The following is a 21,018-nucleotide window of genomic DNA, read 5'->3' as shown; positions in this document are numbered from 1 at the left end:
GCGGCCTCGGATTCAGGATGCGGCATCGGCCAGGGCCGACAGCCACGGCAGGTGGCGGTGGCGCGAGCGGGCCGTGCGCGCCGGCGCGGGCTTTTCGCACTGGAGGAATTGGCCCGCGCCGGCCTGGCCGCGGTAGACGCCGTCCTCGTACACCACCTTGCCGCGCGACAGCGTGACGGCGGGCCAGGCGCGCAGGAGGCGGCCTTCGTAGGGCGTGTAGTCGACGTTATGGTGCAGTTCCGCGTTGTGCACGACGCGCGGGGTATCGGTGTCCCAGATCACCATGTCGGCGTCGGCGCCGATCGCGATCGTGCCCTTGCGCGGATAAAGGCCATACAGCTTGGCGGGATTCGTCGACGTCAGGGCGACGAAGGTGTTGATGTCGATGCGGTCTTCCAGCACGCCTTCGGAGAACAGCAGCGCCAGACGCGTTTCCAGCCCGGGGATGCCGTTGGGGACGTGGTTGAAGGGCGTGTCCGGCCCTTGCGGCTGCTTGCCTTGCGGATCGTCGTAGCGAAACGGCGCGTGGTCCGACGAGAACACCTGGAACGTGCCGTTGGCCAGCCCGTTCCAGATGGCCTGCTGGCTGGCGGCATCGCGCGGCGGCGGGCTGCAGATGCAGCGCGCGCCGTGCATGCCTTCGCCTTCGAGGTCGTCCGCCGTGAGAAAGAGATACTGCGGGCAGGTCTCCGCATAGATCGACAGCCCGCGGGTCTGCGCCCAGCGGATCTGGTCGGTGGCCTCGGGGCCGGAGACGTGCACGATGAGGATGGGCGTGTCCAGCAATTCGGCCAGCGAGATCGCGCGGTGCGTCGCCTCGCGCTCCACCACCGGCGGCCGCGACAGGCCGTGATACCGCGGAGCCTGGAGGCCGCGCGCCAGCAGGCGCTCGGTGAGCCAGGCGATGCAGTCGCTGCTTTCGGCGTGGATCATGGTCAATGCGCCTTCCCGCCGCGCGACGTCCAGGACGTCGAGGATCTCCCGGTCGCCGAGCTTCATGTCGTCGTAGGTCATGTAGATCTTGAACGACGTATAGCCCTGCCCGATGAGCGCCGGCAGCTCGTCCCGCACGACCTCGGCCGTCGCGTCGGAGACGATCATGTGGAAGGCGTAGTCGATGCAGGCCTTGCCGTCGGCCACCGCGTGGTAGTCGCGCACGGCCTGCGCCAGGGACTGGCCCTTCATCTGCGCCGCGAAGGGGATGACCGTGGTGGTGCCGCCGCACGCGGCCGAGCGGGTGCCGCTGACGAAATCGTCGGCCATGCGCGAACCGTCGCTGGTGGGCTGGGCAAGATGGCAATGCGCGTCCACGCCGCCGGGCAGCACCCAGCGTCCGCGGGCGTCGATCTCGCTGGCGCCCGCGGCCAGTCCTTGCGCCAGCGCCACGATGCGGCCGGCGCGCACGCCGATGTCGGCGTCGAAGACGTCGCCGGCGGTGGCCACGCGGGCGTTGCGTACGACAAGGTCGAAAGCGGCGTCGGGCGCGATAGCGGCGTTCATGCGAGCTCCTGGAACAGCGAGCCCCAGCCCTGGATGCGGCGCGTGTCGCCGCCGGCGAGCCGCATGGATTTCCAGACCGCGGTGGAGACCGTGTCGTAGATGGGGATGCCGGTTTCCTGCTCCAGTTCCCGGACCAGCGGCGCGCCGCGCAGATTGGTGCAGAAAATGGCGATGGCCTGCGGCCGCGCCTCGGCCACTTCCCGCACCATGCGCCGGATGGTGTCGGCATCGACTTCGGAAAATGAAAAATTGTCGCGCTTGCCCAGGTGGCGTTCGGCGACGCAGTCATAGCCGCCGGCGGCGTAGTTGGCCAGGATGCGCGCCTGCACGTCGTCGGTGTAGGGCGTGACCAGGCCGAAGCGCGCGACCTTCCTGGCGTCGAATATCTCGTTCAGCGCGAGCACCGAGGTGCAGGCCGGGATGCCGGTGCGTTCCTCGATGCGACGGCACAACTGGCGGTCGGCGTCGAAGCCCAGCCAGCCCGAGGAGGTGCCGTTCCAGCAGATGGCCGACATGCGCGCGTGCGACAGCAGCTCGGCCGCCTGCAGGATGGGCGCGTCGTCGAACTGCGCCAGCGCGCGTTCGGAAAGCGCGATCTCGGTGACCACGAAGCGGCCGAAATGCGCGCTGACGTCGTCCAGTCCGGCCAGCATGGCGCTGGTGACGGGTTCGAGTATGGTGTTGGAGGAGGGCGTGAGCATGCCCAGCAGCAGGCGTTTGGTCATGGGTGTCGGGTGTCCGTTCGGGAAAGGGCGCGTAAGCGTTGCGTGCGTTGCGTGATCGAGGACGAGGACGATGTCAGGCCGCCCGCGCCAGCGCGGCCTCTTCGCGGATCAGGCCGAGGACGTGGCGTTTGATCTCATTGAAGCGCGGCGTGGTGGTGTCGCGCGGGCGCGGCAGGTCGACGGGGATGAGTTCGCGGATGCGGCCCGGCCGGTGCGTCATGACGGCCACCTGCGTGCCGAGGATCAGCGCCTCCTCGACGCTGTGCGTCACGAATACGATGGTCGACCGCGACTTCTGCCAGATGGTGACCAGCTCCTCCTGTATGTCCGCCTTGGTCTGCGCGTCCAGCGCGGCGAAGGGTTCGTCCATGAGGATGACGCCGGGGTTCAGCAGGAGGGCGCGGGCGATGCCCACGCGCTGGCTCATGCCGCCGGACAGCTCCGCCGGGTAATGTTCCTCGAAGCCCGTCAGGCCGACGAGGTCGATGAAAGGCTGGGCCTGCCTGCGCCGTTCCGCCTTGCCGGCGCCGCGCAGCCGGTACGGGAAGGCGACGTTCTCCCACACCGGCAGCCAGGGCATCAGGGTGGCCTGCTGGAACACCATGCCGCGGTCCGCGCCCGGGGCCGTGACCGGCTTGCCGTCGACCAGGACCCTGCCCTCGGTCGGATGCTCGAAGCCCGCCAGCATGTTCAGCAGCGTGGACTTGCCGCAGCCGGAGGGGCCCAGCAGGCACAGCAGCTCGTGCTCGCCCAGGCTCAGCGACACGTCCTGCAGGGTGACCAGTTCGGTTTGGCGCCGCGCATCGCGGAAGGTCTTGCCGATGCCTTCGAAAATCACATGGCTCATGGTCGTTTTCCTCAGCGATGGCCGCCTTGCAGGGTGGTGCCGCGCTGCCAGTGCAGCGCCGAGGCCATGAGGCGCTTGAGCAGCAGGTCCGACAGATAGCCCAGCAGGCCGATGCTGGCCATGGCGGCCACCACGATGTCGTAGCGCAGGAAGTAGTAGGAGTCCCACAGCGAATAGCCCAGGCCGCTCTTGACCGCCACCATCTCGGCGGTGACCGTCAGCATCCAGGCCGAGCCGATGGCGATGCGCAGGCCCGCGAAGATGCTGGGCAGCGAGGCGGGCAGCACCACGTGGCGCAGCAACTGGCCTTGCGTGGCGTCCATCATCGCCGCCGCCCGGATCAGGTTGCGGTCCACGTTCTTCACGCCGTGGATGGTGTTCATCAGGATGGGGAAGAAGGCGCCCAGGAACACCAGGAAGATGGCCGGCTTGTCGGCGATGCCGAACCAGATGATGGCCAGCGGTATCCAGGAGACGGGCGGGATCGGGCGCAACACCTGCACGGTGGGTTCCAGCGTCTTCTCGACCCATTTCCACCAGCCGATGGCCACGCCCAGCAGGATGCCGCTGACCGCCGCGATGGCGTAGCCGGCGAGCACCCGCGTCAGGCTCGCCAGCGCGGCGCCCAGCCAGTGTCCGCTATAGGATTGCGTGCTGCCGTCGGTGCCGAAGATCCAGTCGGCCCAGGTCAGGAGCACGCGCGAGGGCGCGGGCAGGAGCGCGGGCGGGATGAGGCCGGAGCGCGCGAACGCCTCCCACGCGGCCAGGATGACGAGCGGCACGATGTACCGCTCCTTGTTGCCGAGAACGGAAGCGAAAAAACGCATGGATGTCTGCTCCGCGGTCAGAAACCGAGTTCGGTCTTGGGCTTGCCCGTGGCCTTGGCAAGGAAGTCGTAGTCCATGTGCCCGGGGATCTGCGCGGAGACGTCGGTGGCGACGTAGTGCAGGTCCTTCATCATCTTGGCGATGGCCAGGGTGGGCTTGAGGTACATGTTGTAGTCGGGGTCGGCGTTTTGCAGCGCTTGCTTCGCCACGGCCGGATCCAGCGCGGTGTACTTGGAAATCACGTCCACCCACATCTGGTGGTCGGTCTTGAGCTTGTCGACCAGGGCGACCACGGCGTCGACGGTGGCCTGCACTTCCTTCGGATGGTTCTTGATGACGTCGGAGCGGGTGACGATGAGGTTCGTCAGCTTGCCGGCCGCCTGGTCATAGGGGAAGTCGAAGTGCTTGCCGGCGCCCGAGATGCGGATCTGCGAAGCGAAGGGCTCCACCGTCGACACCATGTCGATCTCGCCGCGCTGCAGCGCCGCCGCGTGGTCGGCCGGATTCGGGATGTTGATGAACTGCACGTCCTTGTCGGGGTCGATGCCATGTTTGGCCAGCACGCCGCGCATGTGCAGGTCCTGGGCGTTGCCGCGCGAGGCCGCCACGCGCAGCGGCTTGCCGGCCTGCTTGCGTTCGGCCACGAGCTTTTGCAGGCCCGCCCAGTCCTCGCCCTGCAAGGCCAGGCCCGGCGCCATCAGCATTTCCGAGCCGCCGTTGACCTGGCCGGAAATCGCCACCACGTCGAAGCCCTTGTCCAGCGCGGTGACGAAGTGCAGGTAGGTGACCTGCGCCACGTCGACGCTCTTGGAAACCAGCGCGGTCAGCACGTCGTTGCCGGACGTGAAGGGCGTGGCCTCGATCGTGGCGTCCTTGGTGAATTGCGGCGTCAAGGCCATGGGCAGGCAGTGCGCGCATTTGGCGAAGCCCAGCGTGATGGTCGGCGCCGCGGCCCGCGCGGCCGGGGCGTACTGCACGATTGCAGCCATGGCCACGGCGGCCAGCGTGCGAAGGAAAGGCATGAGAGGCTCCTGAGGGTTCGGTGCGGGCCCGGGCGGCCTGCGCGTCAGCGATGCTGCTGCCCTTCATGCAAGGACTGTGCCAATTCCTGGCCGGATTGCGCACAATCCTGGAAGCGTTTGTGGAATAAGGGAATTTCGGCCAGGGTGGCACCCGTCCCCCGGTCATGGCCGTGCCTGGCGGTGGGATCCATGCCCTGGAATGGGCCCGGGCGCACTGGATTACGCCCCGTATTGGTGCCGATATGCCATCCGGAAGTTTTCGCTTTTCAAGCGTTTTGCGCGCAATCTAAAATGCGATTGTTCCAACGCCCGTGATCCCTGCCCATTTCCACGATGACATCCCCTCTCGACGTCGACGCTCCGCTGGCCGCCGCGGGCGCCCGCGGCCGGCCGCCCCGATCCCTGTCCAACGACGAGATCCACGCCAAGTTGCAGCAGGCCGTCCTGGAGCACCGCCTCAAGCCGGGCACGCGCCTGGTGGAGGATCATCTGGCCGAAGTCGCCGGCTCCACCCGCGCGCGCATCCGCCAGGTGCTCGCCCGTTTGGCGCATGAAAGCCTGGTCACCCTGGTGCCCAATCGCGGCGCCTGCGTGGCCAGCCCCACGGTCGAAGAGGCGCGCGAGGTGTTCGCCATGCGCCATCTGCTCGAGCCGTCGATGGTGCAGTGGCTGGCGGAGCGACCGCAGCCGGCGCATATCAAGCGGCTGCGCGCGCACGTGGCGCAGGAGGCCGAGGCGCGCGCGGCGGGGGATCGGCCGCGCATCATCCGCCTGTCCGGCGAGTTCCACATGCTGCTGGCGGAGCTGACGGGCAATCGCCTTCTCTCGCGCACCCTGCGCGAACTCTGCGCCCAGACCTGCCTGGTCATCACCCTCTACGACAAGCCCAATACGCCGGCCTGCCCCTATCACGAGCACGAGGACGTCATCGCCGCGATCGAGGCGGGCGACGGCGCGCGGGCGGCGGAACTGATGCGCCACCATCTGCGTCATATCGAGCAGACGCTGGCGCTGGAAGGCCCGGCGCCCGACGCGCCGGTCGATTTGCAGGCGCTTTTCTCCTGAGCGGGGCCCGGGGCCGCCCCCTGGCGTTTCCCGGTCCGGTAACCCGGTAAACTCGACCCTTACCGTTGCCTATACCCATACCGGCGGCCCGGCCGGGCCGCGCCAGAACGCTCATGCTGCCTTTCCCTGCCTTGCCTCGACCATCGCGCCTGCTGTGCGGTGGGCTCAACGCCCTGCTCAAGCGCGAGGAGTGGGCGCGCGACCGCCTGGCCCGCCATGCGGGCAAGACGGTCCGCTTCTCCTTCGGGCGGTTCGAACTGTCGCTGACGGTGGACGCCCAGGGCTACGCGGAGGTCGCCGACGCCGCCATCGTGCCCGACGTCACCTTGACCCTGGACAGCGCCAGGTTCAGCCTGGCGCGGCTGCTGGGCGAGGAGGGCAGGGCGCTGGCGCGGGCCTCGGCGCGCGAGCGGGCCGATGCGTTCGCCGGCATGACGCACATCTCCGGCGACGCCGGCCTGGCCCAGGTGGTCGCGGAACTTGCCGCCAATCTGCGCTGGGACGTGGAAGACGAACTGGCGCGGGTCGTCGGCGACATCCCCGCCACCCGCCTGACGCAAGGCGTGCGCGGCGCGGCGCGCGGCGCGCGGGAAGCGGCCCGGCGCGTCGGCGACAACGTGGCCGAATTCCTGTCGTATGAGCAAGGCATGCTGGCCAATCGCCCGGTCGTCGAAGGCTGGCGCGGCGGCATCGCCCGCGCGGCCGCCGGGGCCGATGCCCTGGCCGCGCGCCTGGCGCGGCTGGACGCCCGCCTGAGCCGGCTGGACGGCGGCAAGCCGGCGGGCGGCGTGCCAGCGGCGGGGCAAGCCTGAACGCCATGCTGACCTTCCTGCGTTTTGTCCGTATCGTTTTCGTCGCCTGGCGCTATGGCCTGGACGAGCTGGTGCTCTCCAGCCTGAATCACCCGCTGGCCGCGCTGCTGCTGCGCGTGGTGCGCTTCGGCAGGCGGCCGCGCACGCCGCGCGGCGTGCGCCTGCGCCGCGCGCTGGAGTCGCTGGGCCCCATCTTCGTCAAGTTCGGCCAGGTCCTGTCGACCCGCCGCGACCTGATTCCGGCCGACATCGCGACGGAGCTGGCCCTCTTGCAGGACCGCGTGCCGCCTTTCCCCTCCCGGCAGGCGGCCGAGTGCATCGAGGCCGCGCTGGGCGCGCCGCCGGCCACGCTGTTCAAGCATTTCGAGGTCGACCCCGTGGCCTCGGCCTCCATCGCCCAGGTGCATTTCGCGGTGCTGCATGACGGCCGCGAGGTGGCGGTCAAGGTGCTGCGGCCGGGCATGCTGGGCATCATCGAAAAGGACATGGCGCTGCTGCGCATGCTGGCCGGCGTGATCGAGCGCCTGGGCCCCGACGGCCGGCGCCTGAAGCCGCGCGAGGTGGTGGCGGAGTTCAACAAGTACCTGCACGACGAGCTGGACCTGGTGCGCGAAGCCTCCAACTGCAGCCAGTTGCGCCGCAACTTCGGCCCGGACACCGGGCGCGGCGGCGTGCTCATCGTGCCCGAGGTGATCTGGGAGTTCACCACCAGCACCGTGTTCACGATGGAGCGCATGTACGGCATTCCGGTGGGCCAGGTGGACCGCATGCGCGCCGCCGGCATCGACATTCCCAAGCTGGCGCGCACCGGCGTGGAGATTTTCTTTACCCAGGTGTTCAGCGACGGCTTTTTCCATGCCGATATGCACCCGGGGAATATCTACGTGTCCGACCGGCCGCAGACGCTGGGGCATTACATCGCCCTGGATTTCGGCATCGTCGGCTCGCTGTCCGAATTCGACAAGAACTATCTGGCGCAGAACTTCCTGGCCTTCTTCCGCCGCGACTACCGCCGGGTGGCGCAGTTGCACATCGAGTCGGGCTGGGTGCCGGCCGGCACGCGCGAGGAAGAACTGGAGGGCGCGGTGCGCGCCGTTTGCGAGCCCTATTTCGATCGGCCGCTGTCGGAAATTTCGCTGGGCCAGGTGCTGCTGCGCCTGTTCCAGACCTCGCGCCGCTTCAATGTGGAAATCCAGCCACAACTGGTGCTGCTGCAAAAGACCCTGCTCAACGTCGAGGGACTGGGACGCGAACTCGATCCCAACCTCGATCTGTGGAAGACCGCCAAGCCCTATCTGGAGCGCTGGATGCGCGAGCGCATGGGCTTGTCCGGCCTGCGCAAGCAACTGGAGAAAGAGGCCGCGCAGTGGTCCCAGATGCTGCCGGCGCTGCCGCGCCTGCTGCACGAGCGCCTGTCCCGCGGCAACGTCGAGCCGGCCGTGCTGGCCGAGCTGGGCCGCCTGCGCAAGGCGCGCGAGCATGGCAACCGCCTGCTCACGGTCATCGCGGCGGTGCTGGCGGTGGGCGTGGCGCTGGTCATCTGGTTCAACGTCCGTTAGGAGCCTGGCCACGGCCGCGCCAGGCCGTCGTCATGTTTCTGACATAATTCTGTCATTACACGTTCGCACGCGAGAGCGATAAAGACGACTGCGGGTTCGCGGCCGTACGCACGTTCAACTTCCGTCCGGCCGCTTACAAACCCGATCCCAGGTGCCTCGCGCACCCGTGTCCGGAGGGAAGACTCGCGCGTCTATCGCGATTGGTGACCTGAAGGATGGGATTTTCGACCACCATCAAGGCCTAAAAAATCTCATGCTTTATCCCGAACTCTTCAAGACCATGGAAGCCGTGCGCTGGAATATGTCGACCGACATACCCTGGGACGACTTCGATCGGAGCAAGCTGTCGGACGAGCAGGCCAATACGATAAAAATGAACGCCATCACGGAGTGGGCCGCCTTGCCCGCCACCGAGATGTTCCTGCGCGACAACCACGGCGACAGCGATTTCAGCGCTTTCATATCGGTCTGGTTCTTCGAGGAGCAGAAGCACTCGCTGGTGCTCATGGAGTATCTGCGCCGCTTCTGCCCGGAGCTCCTGCCGACGGAGGAGGAACTGCACAAGGTGCGTTTCGAATTCGATCGCGCGCCGGCGCTGGAAACGCTGATGCTGCATTTCTGCGGCGAGATCCGCCTGAACCACTGGTACCGCTGCGCCGCGCAATGGCATACCGAGCCCGTGATCCGCGCCATCTACAGCACCATCGCCAAGGACGAGGCGCGCCACGCCGGCGCCTATCTGCAGTACATGCGGCGCGCGCTGTTCGAGCGCGGCGACGAGACCTGCCTGCAGGCCAAGATGGCCTTCTCCAAGATCGGCATGCTGATGGCGTCGGCCGGCCGCACCCAGCAGGCGCTGCATCCGACCAACCTGCACGTCAACAAGGACATGTTCCCCAACGACACGGTGCAATCCCGGCTGCCCGACCCGGGCTGGCTGGAGCGCTGGCTGGATTCGCAGATCCGTTTCGACGGCGGCTGGGAAAAGAAGGTCGGCGACCGCATCCTGCACATCCTGTCCAAGCTGCTGGACCGCACCTTCGAATCCGCCAAGGACCTGAACCGTTACCGCAAGGAAACCCTGGCGGCGATGGGCGGCAAGTCCGGCCTCATCCTGCCGGCGAGCGCCGGCGGCCAGGGCCTGGTCGGGGTATAGCCGGCGCGTACATAGTCGGCGCGTAGCTGGCGTGCAGTTGGCGGGTAGTGGGCGCGTAGTGGGCGCATGGGCCGCGGCGGCTTCGCCCGCCTTGCGCGGTCCCGTAAAATGCGGGCATGACAGCCCGCTTCGAATCCAAGATCCTCACGCCCCAGGAATGCGCCGCCGCCATCGCGGCGGGCCGCCTGGCGCGCCCGCTGGTGTTCACCAACGGGGTGTTCGACATCCTGCATCGTGGCCACGTCACGTACCTGGACGAGGCGGCCCAGTTGGGCGCCACGCTGGTCGTGGCCGTCAACACGGACGCCTCCGCCCGCCGCCTGGGCAAGGGCCCGGAGCGTCCGTTGAACAATGAGCACGATCGCGCCGCCATGCTGGCGGCCCTGGCCTGCGTCAGCGCCGTCACCTGGTTCGACGAGGACACGCCGCAGGAACTGATCGCCGAATTGCGCCCGGACATCATCGTCAAGGGCGGCGACTACGACATGGAAACGTTGCCGGAAACCGCGCTGGTGCGCACATGGGGCGGCCGCGCCGTCGCCATCCCCTTCGAATTCCAGCGCTCAACCACCGCCCTGGTCAGGAAAATCCAGGGCCAGTAACCGGCCCCGCAGCGAACCTTCTTAAGAACCCTGTCCCAATCGCGGACACCGCGCTGTCCCAATCGCGGACACCGCGGAGCTGGCTTTGCCAGTCCGCCGGTGTCGCCCCCCTGGGGGGGCCGCGCTCCGCGCGGTACGGGGGGCTTCTAAAATTTGAATTGCGAGACCGTGGCGCCGCGCAGGGGCTTCACGACCGTTTCGAACAGGTTGACCGTTTCGAAGCTGGCCGCGGTGCTGCGCGTGATGCGACAGGCGGTCATCACCGGCGCCTGGCCGACGATCACGACCATGCGGCCGCCGATGCACAACTGGTACTTCAGGCCGTCCGGCACCACGGGCACCGAGCCGGTGATCAGGATGGCGTCGTATTCGGTGGTGCCCCAGCCGTTGCGGCCGTCGCCGGTCTCGACCTTGACGTTGCCGACGTTGTTGAGCTGCAGGTTCTGTTGGGCGAAGGCGGCCAGGCGGCTGTCGATTTCCACCGAGGTGACCTGTTGCGCCAGCGCGGCCAGCAGGGCGGCCTGGTAGCCGGAGCCGGTGCCGATTTCCAGCACGGCGTCGGTCGGCTTGAGCAGCAGTTCCTGCGCCAGGCGGGCTTCGATCTTCGGCGCCAGCATGTTCTGGCGCGTGTCCACCGCGTTGATTTCGAGCGGGATCTCCAGGTCGGAGAAGGCCAGCGCGCGGTAGGCGGGGGGGACGAATTGTTCGCGACGGACCTTGAACAAGGCGGCCAACACGTTTTCGTCCAGCACATCCCACGGGCGGATTTGCTGTTCCACCATGTTGAAGCGGGCTTGTTCGACGTCGGGCAGAGTGGATGCGTTCATGACAGCACGGAAGAATTTCGGAGATGACGGCGGGGCAATTGTACCGGCTTGCGCGGCAGGGTGCGCGGCGGCGCCCTGCCGCGGGCGAGCGGGGCCGCTGTCTTACAAGGCCCTTAGCGGGCCCCCCTTACCACCAGGCGTGGAAATGGTGCACCGGCCCATGGCCGTCGCCGGCTTGCAGGCGGCCGGCGTGGCGGATGGCCTCGGTCAGGTAGGCCTTGGCGCGCCGCGCCGCTTCCGGCACGTCGTCGATCTGCGGCAGCAGGGCCGCCAGCGCGGCCGACAGCGTGCAGCCCGTGCCGTGCGTGTTGGCGGTATCGATGCGATGTCCAGGCAGCTCGATCATGCGGTCGCCGTCGTGCAGCAGGTCGACGACGTCGTTGCCGGGCAGGTGCCCGCCCTTGAGCATGACCCAGCGCCGGCCGTCGTAGGCCATCTTGTTGCGCAGGCGCTCGGCCACGCGGCGCATTTCCTTCACCGACTCGACCGGGCGCTCTTCCAGCAGCACCCCGGCCTCCGGCAGGTTGGGCGTCAGCATCGTGGCTTGCGGCAGCAGGGCCTCGCGCAGCGCGCCCACGGCGTCGCGTTCCAGCAGCAGGTCGCCGCTCTTGGCGACCATCACGGGATCCAGCACGAGGTGCCAGGCGCGGTCGGCGGGCCGCCAGCGCGCGAGCTTCTCGGCCACCACCTGGATCACCGGCTGCTGGCCCAGCATGCCGATCTTGACGGCGTCGATGCGCACGTCGGCGAACAGCGTGTCGATCTGCTGGCCGACGAAGGCGGGCGGCACCGGGGACACGCCGGTGACGCCGTGCGTGTTCTGCGCGGTCAGCGCGGCGATGACGCCGCAGCCATAGGCGCCCAGCGCGCTCATGGCCTTGATGTCGGCCAGCACGCCGGCGCCGCCCGAGGGGTCGACGCCGGCGATGGTCAGCGCGTTGGGGATGGGAGCGGACGGCTTGCTCACCGCACCACGCCTTCGGTCGGCGAGCTGGGCGAGGCGCTGTACAGCTTGCGCGGCATGCGGCCGGCCAGGTAGGCCGCGCGGCCGGCCTCGACGGCCAGCTTCATCGCGCCGGCCATCAGCACGGGATTCTGCGCGCCGGCGATGGCGCTGTTCATGAGCACGCCGTCGCAGCCCAGTTCCATGGCGATGGCGGCGTCCGAGGCCGTGCCCACGCCGGCGTCGACCAGCACCGGGACGCGGGCCTGGTCGATGATCAGGCGCAGGTTCCAGGGGTTGAGGATGCCCATGCCGGAACCGATCAGCGACGCCAGCGGCATGATGGCCGAGGCGCCCAGGTCTTCCAGCATGCGCGCCTGGATGGGGTCGTCGGCGCAATACACCATCACCTTGAAGCCCTCGTCGACCAGCGTCTTGGTGGCCTTGAGCGTTTCCGGCATGTTGGGAAAGAGGTTGGTGGGGTCGCCCAGCACCTCCAGCTTGACCAGGTCGTGGCCGTCCAGCAGTTCGCGCGCCAGGCGCAGCGTGCGCACCGCCTCGTCGGCGGTATAGCAGCCGGCGGTATTGGGCAGGTAGGTGAATTGCGACGGCGGCACGAAATCCAGCAGGCTGGGTTCGTTGGCGTTCTGGCCGATGTTCACGCGGCGGATGGCGACCGTCACCAGATCGGTGCCGCTGGCGTCCAGCGCCTGGCGGGTCTGCTCGAAGTCCTTGTACTTGCCGGTGCCCACCACCAGGCGCGAGCGGAAGCCGCGGCCGGCGACGAAAAAAGTGTCTTGGGAGTCCATGTTGATGCCGAAAGTGATGCCGAAACGGGGCCACGCCAGGATGACGTCGCGCGCAAGACCCTCATCATAAAACAGCGGGGGCCGCGATCCGCCGCGTTGGCGGAAGGGTTTTTGACGGGGCCGGGCGCGGCGGCTGGTTGCAAGGGCCTTTGCGGGTCTTTGTCGGCCCGCTTTGCAGGCCCTTATAAGCCCTTATAGGCCCATTGTCGGCAGCGCACATCCGCGCCGCGCCCGTGCCGGCGCCGTCCGTCAGCGCCTTGCCGGCACGGGCGCCCGCGCCTGGTCCAGCACCTGGCATAGCGCCTCGGCGGCGTCGACCAGCCTCGGCCCGGGACGGTAGAGCATGTCGGCGTCCACCCCATAGACGTGCCCCGCCAGCGCCGCCGGCAGGCGCGTCTGTTTCCAGGCGGAGGCCAGCGCGCGCAGGTCCTCGATGCCGCTCACGCCCGACACGACGGCGTCGGGACGCTCGGCCATGACCGTTTCCAGGCCGACCTGCGGCGCGGTGGCGGGGGCGTCGGCGAAGATGTTCACGCCGCCGCAAATGCGGATCGCGTCGTTGACGATGCTGCGCTTGTTCAGCGTGTACAGCGGGTTGCTGCCGGCCTGGATGAAGACGCGCACCGGCGGCCGGCCGCGATAGCGCTCGGCCAGCTTGGCCAGGCGCGCGCGCAGGCTGGCCGCTTCCTTGGCGGCGGCGGTTTCCGTGCCGAGCAGGCGGCCCAGGGTCTCGACCTCGTCGGGGATGGCGGCCAGCGTGCGCGGATCGCTGAAGAACACGGGCACGCCCAGCGTTTTCAGCGTGGGCATCAAGGGTTCGGTGGCGCCGGGCAGCCAGGCGATGACCAGGTCGGGGCGCAGGGCGGCCACGCGTTCGACGTTGGGCTGGGTGCCGTCGCCGATGGAGGGAACCTGCCTGGCCGCTTCCGGAAAATCGCTGCCCGCGATCGTGCCGGCCATGGCGTCGCCCGCGCCGGCCGCGTAGACCAGCTCGGTGGCGTGCGGCGCCAGCGTGATGACGCGCCGCGCCGGGCGCGCCAGGGTGACGTCTCGGCCCTGGTCGTCGGTGACCGTGATGGGGCCGGCCGACGCGGACGGCGCGGCGTCCGCCTGGCTATCCTGCGGCGCGGCGTTGCAGGCCGTCGTCGCCAGCGTCGCCGCCAGCAGCCCCGCAAGCAAAGCGCCCCGCCGCGCCGGCAGGCGCAACGGGGCGGCAATGAAAGGAATGCGTCGCATGATGTCCCGTGGACAAGGCGCCGCCCGCGCGGCGCGATGCCGCGATCCTACATGCGCCAGCTCAGGTTCACAAACGCATTGGAACCCGGCGTGCGGTAGCCCTCGACCAGGGTGTACTTCTTGTCGAAGACATTGTTCCAACGCACCGACACCTGCAGGTTGCGCGTGATCTCGTACGACGCCAGCAGGTTGAACAGGCCGTAGCCGCCCAGCTTGTCGCCGGTCATGGCGTCCGTGCGGTCCTCGGTCAGGTAGACCTCGCCGCCCAGCAGGAAGCTGCCCCATCGATGGTCGGCCGACAGGCGCAGCACCGTGTCCGAACGCTGCGGCAATTGCTGGTGCGTGTCGGTGTTGCGGGGATTGCTCAGGTCCAGGCTGGCGCGGATGCGCGTATCGCCGAACTTGCGCATGCCCGTGAAGGTGACGCCTTCTAGCACGGCGTGCGAGATGTTGTAGGGCTGGTAGACGCTGAAGGGATCGGCGGCGTCGATGGGCTGATTGACGATCAGGTTCTTGACGCTGTTGTGGTAGTAGGTCACGCCCGCTTCGGCGTCGTCGTCCTGGTAGCGCAGGCCCAGCTCGTAGTTGCGCGAGGTCTCGGGACGCAGCTTGGGATTGCCCTGGAAGCCGCCGTCGTTGCGCCAGTACAGCTCGTTGAAGTCCGGCGCGCGGAAGCCGGTGTTGTAGCCGGCGGTGGCGCGGACCTTGCTGGTGATGTCGAAGCCGTAGGTCAGGCCGCCGGTGGTGCGGTTGCCGTACTGCGAGTTGTGGTCGTTGCGCAGGCTGGCCTGCAGGTGATGGCGCCCGAAGTCGCCGAGGTAGACGCCGGTGAATGAATTCACGTGGCGGCGCGACTCGTCGTAGTTGCCGAAGCTGACCGGGTAGTCGTTGAAATTGCCGATGTCGCCGTTGGCGCGCTGTTCCAGGTGCTCATAGGCCAGCGTCAGTTTCTGGCCGGGGGCCAGTTGCAGGTCGTGCTGCCAACTGAGTTGGTTCTGGCGCGTGCGGAACACGCTGCGGCCGCTCGGCGTATTGCCGTAGACCTCGTCGCCGGGCGCGTTCTCGCTGCGGTTGTAGTCCACCGACGTGCCGAAGCGCAGGGTGCTGGTCCAGAAGTCCGTCAGGCGGTTGGTGCTGGCGATCGAGTAGGTTTCCAGCTTCTGGATGGAGCGGTCGTTGAAGTCGGGCGACGACCCCATGTCGTAGCCGCCGTTCACGTAGGTGCGGTAGTACTGCACCGACAGGGTCTGGCCGCGCAGCCATTCGTAGCCCAGCGAGGCCGCCACGTTGTTCTGGTAGTAGCTGTCCTTGTCGGGGTTGTGATAGTAGTTTTTCTTGTTGGTGGCGTCGAAGCCGTGGCTTTGCTGGTAGCCGGTGGACAGGCTGTAGGTCCAGCCGTTGGCCGCGCCCGACAGGCCGGCGTTGTAGCTGCTGGTGCCGTAGGTGCCGAAGCCGACGTCGGCGTAGGCCGACAGCGGCTTGTCCGTGCTGTGCTTGGTGATGACGTTGATGACGCCGCCGATGGCGTCCGAGCCGTACAGGCTGCTGGCCGCGCCGCGCACGATTTCGACGTGGTCGATGCTGCTGGCGGGCAGCGCGTTCAGCGCCGCCATGCCGTTGGTGGCGTTGTTGATGCGTTGGCCGTCCACCAGCACCAGGGTCTGGTTGCTGTTGGCGCCGCGCATGAACAGGCTGGTCACGGTCTGCGGGCCGCCGTTGTTGCTGTATTCGATGCCGTGGCTGCGCGACAGCACTTCGGCCAGGCTGCTCTGGCCGGCGTTGCGCAGTTCTTCGCTGTCGATCACGGTGACGTCGCCCAGCACGTCCTTGAGCAACTGCTCGTTGCGGGCGGCGGTGACGACGACGGTGTCGAGCTGGGCGACCGGGGCGGCGGGCGCGGCGGCGTCGGTGGCGGGGGTTTGCTGGGACCAGGCCCAGGCGGGGGCCAGACAGGCGAGCAGGCCTGCGCTGCGCAGGACAAAGCGGGACTTCATGAGTTGACCTCGGTGGGACGCGCGACCCCGCACGTCATTCACGAAAACCGGAGTCGTCCGGGAGAGGGCACATTGGCCGTCCGGCGGGCGATTCCACGGACGAACCGGCCGGTATCGGGCTGTCGCGCGTCGCCGCGCGATGACCGTTGCGGGGGCAGCACAGGCTGAGGGGGCGCTTGCCCAAGGCTGGGCGGCCCTCCTTCCTGTTTCCCGTTTGACTCTCGCCCGCCAGGCCCGGCGCGGCGAATGCCGCGAGCAGGCCCGGATGCGTCGAGAGCACCGATTCGAGGTTGCGGACTGTAACACGCCATCTGCCATATATAGGGCTTTTGTTACCATTACGCCTTGATTTAGCGGACTTTTTGTTGCCGTTACGCCACCGGCCGCGCTTGCCCCGAGCAGGGCGCGCCGGCGCGCGGTACCTTCCTTTTCGCTTATTTGCCATACTTCCGGGTTCGCCCGCGCGCCCATACTTCAGGATCGACCGTGTCTTATCCCGCCATGCCCTATCCCCTGTCCGCCTACACGCATGGCGCCGATTTCGTGCGCGGACTCGCCGAGCGCATCCTGATCCTGGACGGCGCGATGGGCACCATGATCCAGCGCTACAAGCTGACCGAGGCCGACTTCCGCGGCCAGCGCTTCGCCGGGCACGGCAAGGACCTGAAGGGCGACAACGAACTGCTGTCGCTGACCCGGCCGGACGTCATCTCCGAAATCCACCGGCAGTACCTGGAGGCCGGCGCCGACGTCATCGAGACCAATACCTTCGGCGCGACGTCCATCGCGCAGGGCGACTACGACCTGCCGGAACTGGCCTACGAGCTGAACCTGGAGTCCGCCCGCCTGGCGCGCGAGGCCTGTGACGCCTACAGCACGCCGGCGCATCCCCGCTTCGTCGCCGGCGCGCTGGGCCCGCAGCCGAAGACGGCGTCGATTTCCCCGGACGTCAACGATCCCGGCGCGCGCAACGTCACCTTCGACGAACTGCGGGTGGCCTATGTCGAGCAGCTCAACGGCCTGCTGGACGGCGGCATCGACATCGTGCTGATCGAGACCATCTTCGACACGCTCAACGCCAAGGCCGCCATCTATGCCGTCGAGGAAGTCTTCGAGGCGCGCGGCGTGCGCCTGCCGGTGATGATCTCCGGCACCGTGACCGACGCCTCGGGCCGCATCCTGTCGGGCCAGACCGTCGAGGCGTTCTGGAACTCGGTGCGCCATGCCCGTCCGGTGACCATCGGCCTGAACTGCGCCCTGGGCGCGGCGCTGATGCGGCCCTACGTGGCCGAGCTGTCGAAGATCTGCGACACCTACGTCTGCGTCTACCCCAACGCGGGCCTGCCCAATCCCATGAGCGACACCGGCTTCGACGAGACGCCGGCCGATACCTCGGCGCTGCTGGAGGAGTTCGCGCGCGCGGGCCTGGTCAACATGGCGGGCGGCTGCTGCGGCACCACGCCCGAGCACATCGGCGCCATCGCCGCCAAGGTGCGCGCGCTGACGCCGCGCCCGGTGCCCGACATCCCGGTGAAGACGCGGCTGTCCGGCCTGGAGCCCTTGAACATCGACGAGGAAACCCTGTTCGTCAACGTGGGCGAGCGCACCAACGTCACCGGCAGCAAGATGTTCGCGCGCCTGATCCGCGAGGAAAAGTACGACGAGGCCCTGGCCGTGGCGCGCCAGCAGGTGGAGAACGGCGCCCAGATCATCGACATCAACATGGACGAGGCCATGCTGGATTCGGTGGCCTGCATGCGGCGCTTCCTCAACCTGATCGCTTCCGAACCCGACATCGCGCGGGTGCCGGTGATGATCGACAGCTCCAAGTGGGAAGTCATCGAGACCGGGCTGAAGTGCGTGCAGGGCAAGCCGGTGGTCAACTCGATTTCCATGAAGGAAGGCGAGGAGATCTTCCTGCACCACGCGCGCCTGTGCCGCCGCTACGGCGCGGCCATGGTGGTGATGGCCTTCGACGAGCAGGGCCAGGCCGACACGCTGGAACGCCGCAAGCAAATCTGCGGCCGCGCCTACAAGCTGCTGGTGGAGCAGGAAGGCTTCGCGCCGGAAGACATCATCTTCGACCCCAACGTCTTCGCCGTCGCCACCGGCATCGAAGAGCACAACCACTACGCCGTCGACTTCATCGAGGGCACGCGCTGGATCCGCGAGAACCTGCCGCACGCGCGCATCTCCGGCGGCGTCTCCAACGTCAGCTTCTCCTTCCGCGGCAACGAGCCGATGCGCGAGGCCATCCACACGGTCTTCCTGTACTACGCGATCCGCGAAGGCATGACCATGGGCATCGTCAACGCCGGCCAACTGGGCGTGTACGCCGACCTGGAGCCGCGCTTGCGCGACCTGGTGGAGGACGTGGTGCTGGATCGCCAGGAGCCGGTCGGCAAGACCGAGGCCGACGACGAGCGCACGCCCACCGAGCGGCTGGTGCAGTTCGCCGACACCGTCAAGGGCTCCGGCGCGAAGAGGGAGGAAGACCTGGCCTGGCGCGCCCAGCCCGTGGCGCAGCGCCTGACGCACGCGCTGGTGCACGGGATCACCACCTTCATCGTCGAGGACACCGAGGAAGTGCGCCAGGAAGTGGCGGCGCGCGGCGGCCGCCCGATCGAGGTGATCGAAGGGCCGCTGATGGACGGCATGAACGTCGTCGGCGACCTGTTCGGCGAAGGCAAGATGTTTCTGCCGCAGGTGGTGAAGTCGGCCCGCGTGATGAAACAGGCGGTGGCGCACCTGATTCCCTTCATCGAGGAGGAAAAGCGCCAGATCGCGGCGGCCGGCGGCGACGTGCGCGCCAAGGGCAAGATCGTCATCGCCACCGTCAAGGGCGACGTGCACGACATCGGCAAGAACATCGTCACGGTCGTCCTGCAGTGCAACAACTTCGAAGTCGTGAACATGGGCGTGATGGTGCCCTGCGCGCAGATCCTGGAAAAGGCCAAGGAGGAGCGGGCGGACATCGTCGGCCTGTCCGGCCTGATCACGCCCAGCCTGGAGGAGATGGCCTACGTCGCCTCCGAGATGCAGCGCGATCCGTATTTCCGCGACCGCAAGGTGCCGCTGCTGATCGGCGGCGCCACCACCAGCCGCGTGCACACCGCCGTGAAGATCGCCCCGCACTACGAGGGCCCCGTCATCTACGTGCCCGACGCCAGCCGCTCGGTGGGCGTGGCCACCAACCTGGTCTCGGACCAGGCCGACGCCTACGTCGCCGAGCTGGCGCAGGAATACGAAGACGTGCGCCGGCGCCACGCCAACCGCAAGGCCACGCCGCTGATGCCGATCGCGGACGCGCGCGCGGCGCGACCGGCCATCGACTGGGCCGCCTACACGCCGCCGCGGCCCAAGTACATCGGCCGCCGCACCTTCAAGCACTACGACCTGGCGGAGATCGCGGCCTACCTGGACTGGACGCCTTTCTTCCAGACCTGGAGCCTGTTCGGCCAGTATCCCGCCATCCTCGACGACAAGGTCGTGGGCGAGCAGGCGCGCAAGGTGCTGGCCGACGGCCAGGCCATGCTCAAGCGCATCGTCGAGGGCCGCTGGCTGACCGCCAACGGCGTCGTCGGCTTCTATCCGGCCAACCGCGTCAACGACGAGGACATCGAGGTCTACGCCGACGAGAGCCGGGAGCGCGTGCTGTTCACCTGGCGCAACCTGCGCCAGCAAGGCCTGAAGCGCGAAGGCGTCAGCAACAAGTGCCTGGCGGACTACATCGCGCCCAGGGAAAGCGGCAAGCTGGACTACATCGGCCTGTTCGCCGTCACCGCCGGCCTGGGCATCGAGAAGAAGGAAGCGGAATTCGAGGCCGCGCACGACGACTATTCCGGCATCATGCTCAAGGCCCTGGCCGACCGCCTGGCCGAGGCCTTCGCCGAATGCCTGCACGCGCGCGTGCGGCGCGACCTGTGGGGCTACGTCGCGGACGAGACCCTGGACAACGACGCGCTGATCGCCGAGAAGTACGTCGGCATCCGGCCGGCGCCGGGGTATCCGGCCTGCCCGGAACACGTGGTCAAGCGCGAGTTGTTCGAGACGCTGGACGCGGCCGACGTCGGCATCACGCTGACCGAAAGCTATGCCATGTATCCGGCCTCCAGCGTGTCGGGCTTCTACTTCAGCCATCCCGATTCGCAGTACTTCAACGTCGGCACGATAGGCGAGGACCAATTGCGGGACTACGTGCAGCGCAGCGGCCGCGCCGAGGAAGACGTGCGCCGCACGCTGGCTCCCAACCTCGGATAGCCGGCCGGCCATGAACGTTCCCGCCGGCCCCGTCGCCCACGAAGGCTCCGCCCTGCGCCGCCATGCGCTGGGCGACTTCGTGCGGGCGGCGCGTTCGCGCATCACGCCGCAGATGGCCGGCGTGCCCGCGGGCTTGCGGCGGCGCACGCCGGGACTGCGGCGCGAGGAGGTGGCGCAGCTCTGCGGCATCAGCGTCACCTGGTACACCTGGATCGAGCAGGGGCGCGAGGTGTCGGTGTCGCCCGCGGTGTGGGCGCGCATCGCCAACGTGCTGCAACTGGCGCGGGCCGAACGGGCCTATCTGTTCGAGCTGGCGGAGTGCGCCGATCCCAGCCACCCGCGCGACGAGTCGGCGGGGGTGTCGGAAGTGCTGCAGGCCAGCGTGGACGCCGTCGGCGTGCCGGCCTACGCGCTGGACCGTTGCTGGAACGTGATGGCGTACAACCCGCAGATGCGCGAGCTGTTCGACGATTGGCCCGTGCGCGATCCGGCGCCCAACCTGCTGCGCTACATTTTCCTGGATCCGGCCGCGCGTGAACTGGTGGTGGACTGGGAACAGCGCGCGCGGCGCGTGGTGGCGGAGTTCCGCGCCGACGCCGGCGCGCACCTGGACGAAGACGACGTGCGGGCGCTGCTGGACGACCTGACGCGCGCCAGCCCCGCCTTCGGCCACTGGTGGACCCGCCATGCCGTGATCGAACGGGAAGGCGGCTTGCGCGATTTCGCGCACCCGCGCATGGGCCTTCTGCGCTACCGCCAAGTGACTTTCAGCCTGGCGACGCACACGGACATGAAGCTGATCATGCTGCTCAAGGAGTGAGGCGTGGCGGCGCC

The 21,018-nt window shown here is 68.2% G+C and carries 17 protein-coding genes; 7 read left to right on the top strand and 10 right to left on the bottom strand.

Going from position 1 to position 21,018, the window contains the following annotated elements:
- Positions 1 to 12: 12 nt before the first annotated feature.
- From hydA to CAL29_RS28195, 5 genes are all read right to left on the bottom strand, one after another.
- Positions 13 to 1,500, bottom strand: a complete 1,488-nt coding sequence (gene hydA, locus CAL29_RS28215) for a dihydropyrimidinase (protein ID WP_094856191.1) — start codon at positions 1,498 to 1,500, stop codon at positions 13 to 15.
- Entirely contained in the window at positions 1,497 to 2,225 is a 729-nt protein-coding gene (locus CAL29_RS28210) for a maleate cis-trans isomerase family protein (protein WP_094856190.1), read from the bottom strand. Before CAL29_RS28210 ends, hydA begins: the two co-directional genes overlap by 4 nt.
- 73 nt (positions 2,226 to 2,298) lie before the next feature.
- Positions 2,299 to 3,072, bottom strand: a complete 774-nt coding sequence (locus tag CAL29_RS28205) for an ABC transporter ATP-binding protein (RefSeq protein WP_094856189.1) — start codon at positions 3,070 to 3,072, stop codon at positions 2,299 to 2,301.
- A gap of 11 nt (positions 3,073 to 3,083) precedes the next feature.
- Complete coding sequence (locus CAL29_RS28200; protein WP_094856188.1) at positions 3,084 to 3,899, bottom strand: ABC transporter permease; 816 nt, start codon at positions 3,897 to 3,899, stop codon at positions 3,084 to 3,086.
- Between the two features lie 17 nt (positions 3,900 to 3,916).
- Positions 3,917 to 4,921, bottom strand: coding sequence for an ABC transporter substrate-binding protein (locus CAL29_RS28195; protein ID WP_094856187.1), 1,005 nt, complete (start codon positions 4,919 to 4,921; stop codon positions 3,917 to 3,919).
- A gap of 333 nt (positions 4,922 to 5,254) precedes the next feature.
- On the opposite strand from CAL29_RS28195, the gene CAL29_RS28190 reads away from it, so the two are divergent.
- The 5 genes from CAL29_RS28190 to rfaE2 all read left to right on the top strand — a co-directional run bounded on the left by CAL29_RS28190 (position 5,255) and on the right by rfaE2 (position 10,115).
- Positions 5,255 to 5,986 carry a GntR family transcriptional regulator gene (locus CAL29_RS28190; protein ID WP_094856186.1) on the top strand — a complete coding sequence of 244 codons (732 nt, stop codon included), beginning with the start codon at positions 5,255 to 5,257 and terminating at the stop codon, positions 5,984 to 5,986.
- A 113-nt stretch (positions 5,987 to 6,099) separates the two neighbouring features.
- Positions 6,100 to 6,798 carry a ubiquinone biosynthesis accessory factor UbiJ gene (locus tag CAL29_RS28185; protein ID WP_094856185.1) on the top strand — a complete coding sequence of 233 codons (699 nt, stop codon included), beginning with the start codon at positions 6,100 to 6,102 and terminating at the stop codon, positions 6,796 to 6,798.
- A gap of 5 nt (positions 6,799 to 6,803) precedes the next feature.
- Entirely contained in the window at positions 6,804 to 8,357 is a 1,554-nt protein-coding gene (gene ubiB, locus CAL29_RS28180) for a ubiquinone biosynthesis regulatory protein kinase UbiB (protein WP_179284207.1), read from the top strand.
- Between the two features lie 253 nt (positions 8,358 to 8,610).
- Positions 8,611 to 9,513, top strand: a complete 903-nt coding sequence (locus CAL29_RS28175; protein WP_094856183.1) for a ferritin — start codon at positions 8,611 to 8,613, stop codon at positions 9,511 to 9,513.
- Between the two features lie 116 nt (positions 9,514 to 9,629).
- A complete protein-coding gene (rfaE2, locus tag CAL29_RS28170) occupies positions 9,630 to 10,115 on the top strand; it encodes a D-glycero-beta-D-manno-heptose 1-phosphate adenylyltransferase (protein ID WP_094856182.1) in 486 nt (161 codons plus the stop codon).
- Positions 10,116 to 10,261: 146 nt separating this feature from the next.
- Here rfaE2 and CAL29_RS28165 read toward each other — a convergent pair whose 3' ends face one another.
- The 5 genes from CAL29_RS28165 to CAL29_RS28145 form a co-directional block, all read right to left on the bottom strand.
- Positions 10,262 to 10,942 (bottom strand): protein-L-isoaspartate O-methyltransferase family protein, encoded by a 681-nt coding sequence (locus CAL29_RS28165; RefSeq protein ID WP_094856181.1) that lies wholly within the window; start codon positions 10,940 to 10,942, stop codon positions 10,262 to 10,264.
- 127 nt (positions 10,943 to 11,069) lie between these two features.
- Positions 11,070 to 11,909, bottom strand: coding sequence for a bifunctional hydroxymethylpyrimidine kinase/phosphomethylpyrimidine kinase (gene thiD, locus CAL29_RS28160; RefSeq protein WP_094856180.1), 840 nt, complete (start codon positions 11,907 to 11,909; stop codon positions 11,070 to 11,072).
- Positions 11,906 to 12,694, bottom strand: coding sequence for a thiazole synthase (locus CAL29_RS28155; protein ID WP_094856179.1), 789 nt, complete (start codon positions 12,692 to 12,694; stop codon positions 11,906 to 11,908). Before CAL29_RS28155 ends, thiD begins: the two co-directional genes overlap by 4 nt.
- 249 nt (positions 12,695 to 12,943) lie before the next feature.
- Positions 12,944 to 13,921 carry a cobalamin-binding protein gene (locus CAL29_RS28150; RefSeq protein ID WP_256977885.1) on the bottom strand — a complete coding sequence of 326 codons (978 nt, stop codon included), beginning with the start codon at positions 13,919 to 13,921 and terminating at the stop codon, positions 12,944 to 12,946.
- A 56-nt stretch (positions 13,922 to 13,977) separates the two neighbouring features.
- Positions 13,978 to 15,924 carry a TonB-dependent receptor plug domain-containing protein gene (locus CAL29_RS28145; protein ID WP_094856177.1) on the bottom strand — a complete coding sequence of 649 codons (1,947 nt, stop codon included), beginning with the start codon at positions 15,922 to 15,924 and terminating at the stop codon, positions 13,978 to 13,980.
- Between the two features lie 486 nt (positions 15,925 to 16,410).
- Here CAL29_RS28145 and metH point away from each other — a divergent pair, with 486 nt between their 5' ends.
- Both metH and CAL29_RS28135 read left to right on the top strand, forming a co-directional pair.
- The gene (gene metH, locus CAL29_RS28140; protein WP_094856176.1) at positions 16,411 to 20,184 is read left to right on the top strand and encodes a methionine synthase; all 3,774 of its coding nucleotides are present in this window, start codon (positions 16,411 to 16,413) and stop codon (positions 20,182 to 20,184) included.
- Positions 20,185 to 20,194: 10 nt separating this feature from the next.
- Positions 20,195 to 21,004, top strand: coding sequence for a helix-turn-helix transcriptional regulator (locus CAL29_RS28135; protein WP_094856175.1), 810 nt, complete (start codon positions 20,195 to 20,197; stop codon positions 21,002 to 21,004).
- Positions 21,005 to 21,018: the final 14 nt, after the last annotated feature.

The organism is Bordetella genomosp. 10, from assembly GCF_002261225.1.
In the GTDB taxonomy this organism is placed as follows: Bacteria; Pseudomonadota; Gammaproteobacteria; order Burkholderiales; family Burkholderiaceae_B; genus Bordetella_C.
Note: the sequence above shows the minus strand (reverse complement) of the source record. Positions and strands in the feature narration are given on the sequence as shown.

What these genes read in the sequence shown, in the direction of transcription:
- hydA (WP_094856191.1), bottom strand. Translation starts at nt 1,500, where the DNA reads ATGAACGCCGCTATCGCGCCCGACGCCGCTTTCGACCTTGTCGTACGC.
- CAL29_RS28210 (WP_094856190.1), bottom strand. Translation starts at nt 2,225, where the DNA reads ATGACCAAACGCCTGCTGCTGGGCATGCTCACGCCCTCCTCCAACACC.
- CAL29_RS28205 (WP_094856189.1), bottom strand. Translation starts at nt 3,072, where the DNA reads ATGAGCCATGTGATTTTCGAAGGCATCGGCAAGACCTTCCGCGATGCG.
- CAL29_RS28200 (WP_094856188.1), bottom strand. Translation starts at nt 3,899, where the DNA reads ATGCGTTTTTTCGCTTCCGTTCTCGGCAACAAGGAGCGGTACATCGTG.
- CAL29_RS28195 (WP_094856187.1), bottom strand. Translation starts at nt 4,921, where the DNA reads ATGCCTTTCCTTCGCACGCTGGCCGCCGTGGCCATGGCTGCAATCGTG.
- CAL29_RS28190 (WP_094856186.1), top strand. Translation starts at nt 5,255, where the DNA reads ATGACATCCCCTCTCGACGTCGACGCTCCGCTGGCCGCCGCGGGCGCC.
- CAL29_RS28185 (WP_094856185.1), top strand. Translation starts at nt 6,100, where the DNA reads ATGCTGCCTTTCCCTGCCTTGCCTCGACCATCGCGCCTGCTGTGCGGT.
- ubiB (WP_179284207.1), top strand. Translation starts at nt 6,804, where the DNA reads ATGCTGACCTTCCTGCGTTTTGTCCGTATCGTTTTCGTCGCCTGGCGC.
- CAL29_RS28175 (WP_094856183.1), top strand. Translation starts at nt 8,611, where the DNA reads ATGCTTTATCCCGAACTCTTCAAGACCATGGAAGCCGTGCGCTGGAAT.
- rfaE2 (WP_094856182.1), top strand. Translation starts at nt 9,630, where the DNA reads ATGACAGCCCGCTTCGAATCCAAGATCCTCACGCCCCAGGAATGCGCC.
- CAL29_RS28165 (WP_094856181.1), bottom strand. Translation starts at nt 10,942, where the DNA reads ATGAACGCATCCACTCTGCCCGACGTCGAACAAGCCCGCTTCAACATG.
- CAL29_RS28155 (WP_094856179.1), bottom strand. Translation starts at nt 12,694, where the DNA reads ATGGACTCCCAAGACACTTTTTTCGTCGCCGGCCGCGGCTTCCGCTCG.
- CAL29_RS28145 (WP_094856177.1), bottom strand. Translation starts at nt 15,924, where the DNA reads ATGAAGTCCCGCTTTGTCCTGCGCAGCGCAGGCCTGCTCGCCTGTCTG.
- CAL29_RS28135 (WP_094856175.1), top strand. Translation starts at nt 20,195, where the DNA reads ATGAACGTTCCCGCCGGCCCCGTCGCCCACGAAGGCTCCGCCCTGCGC.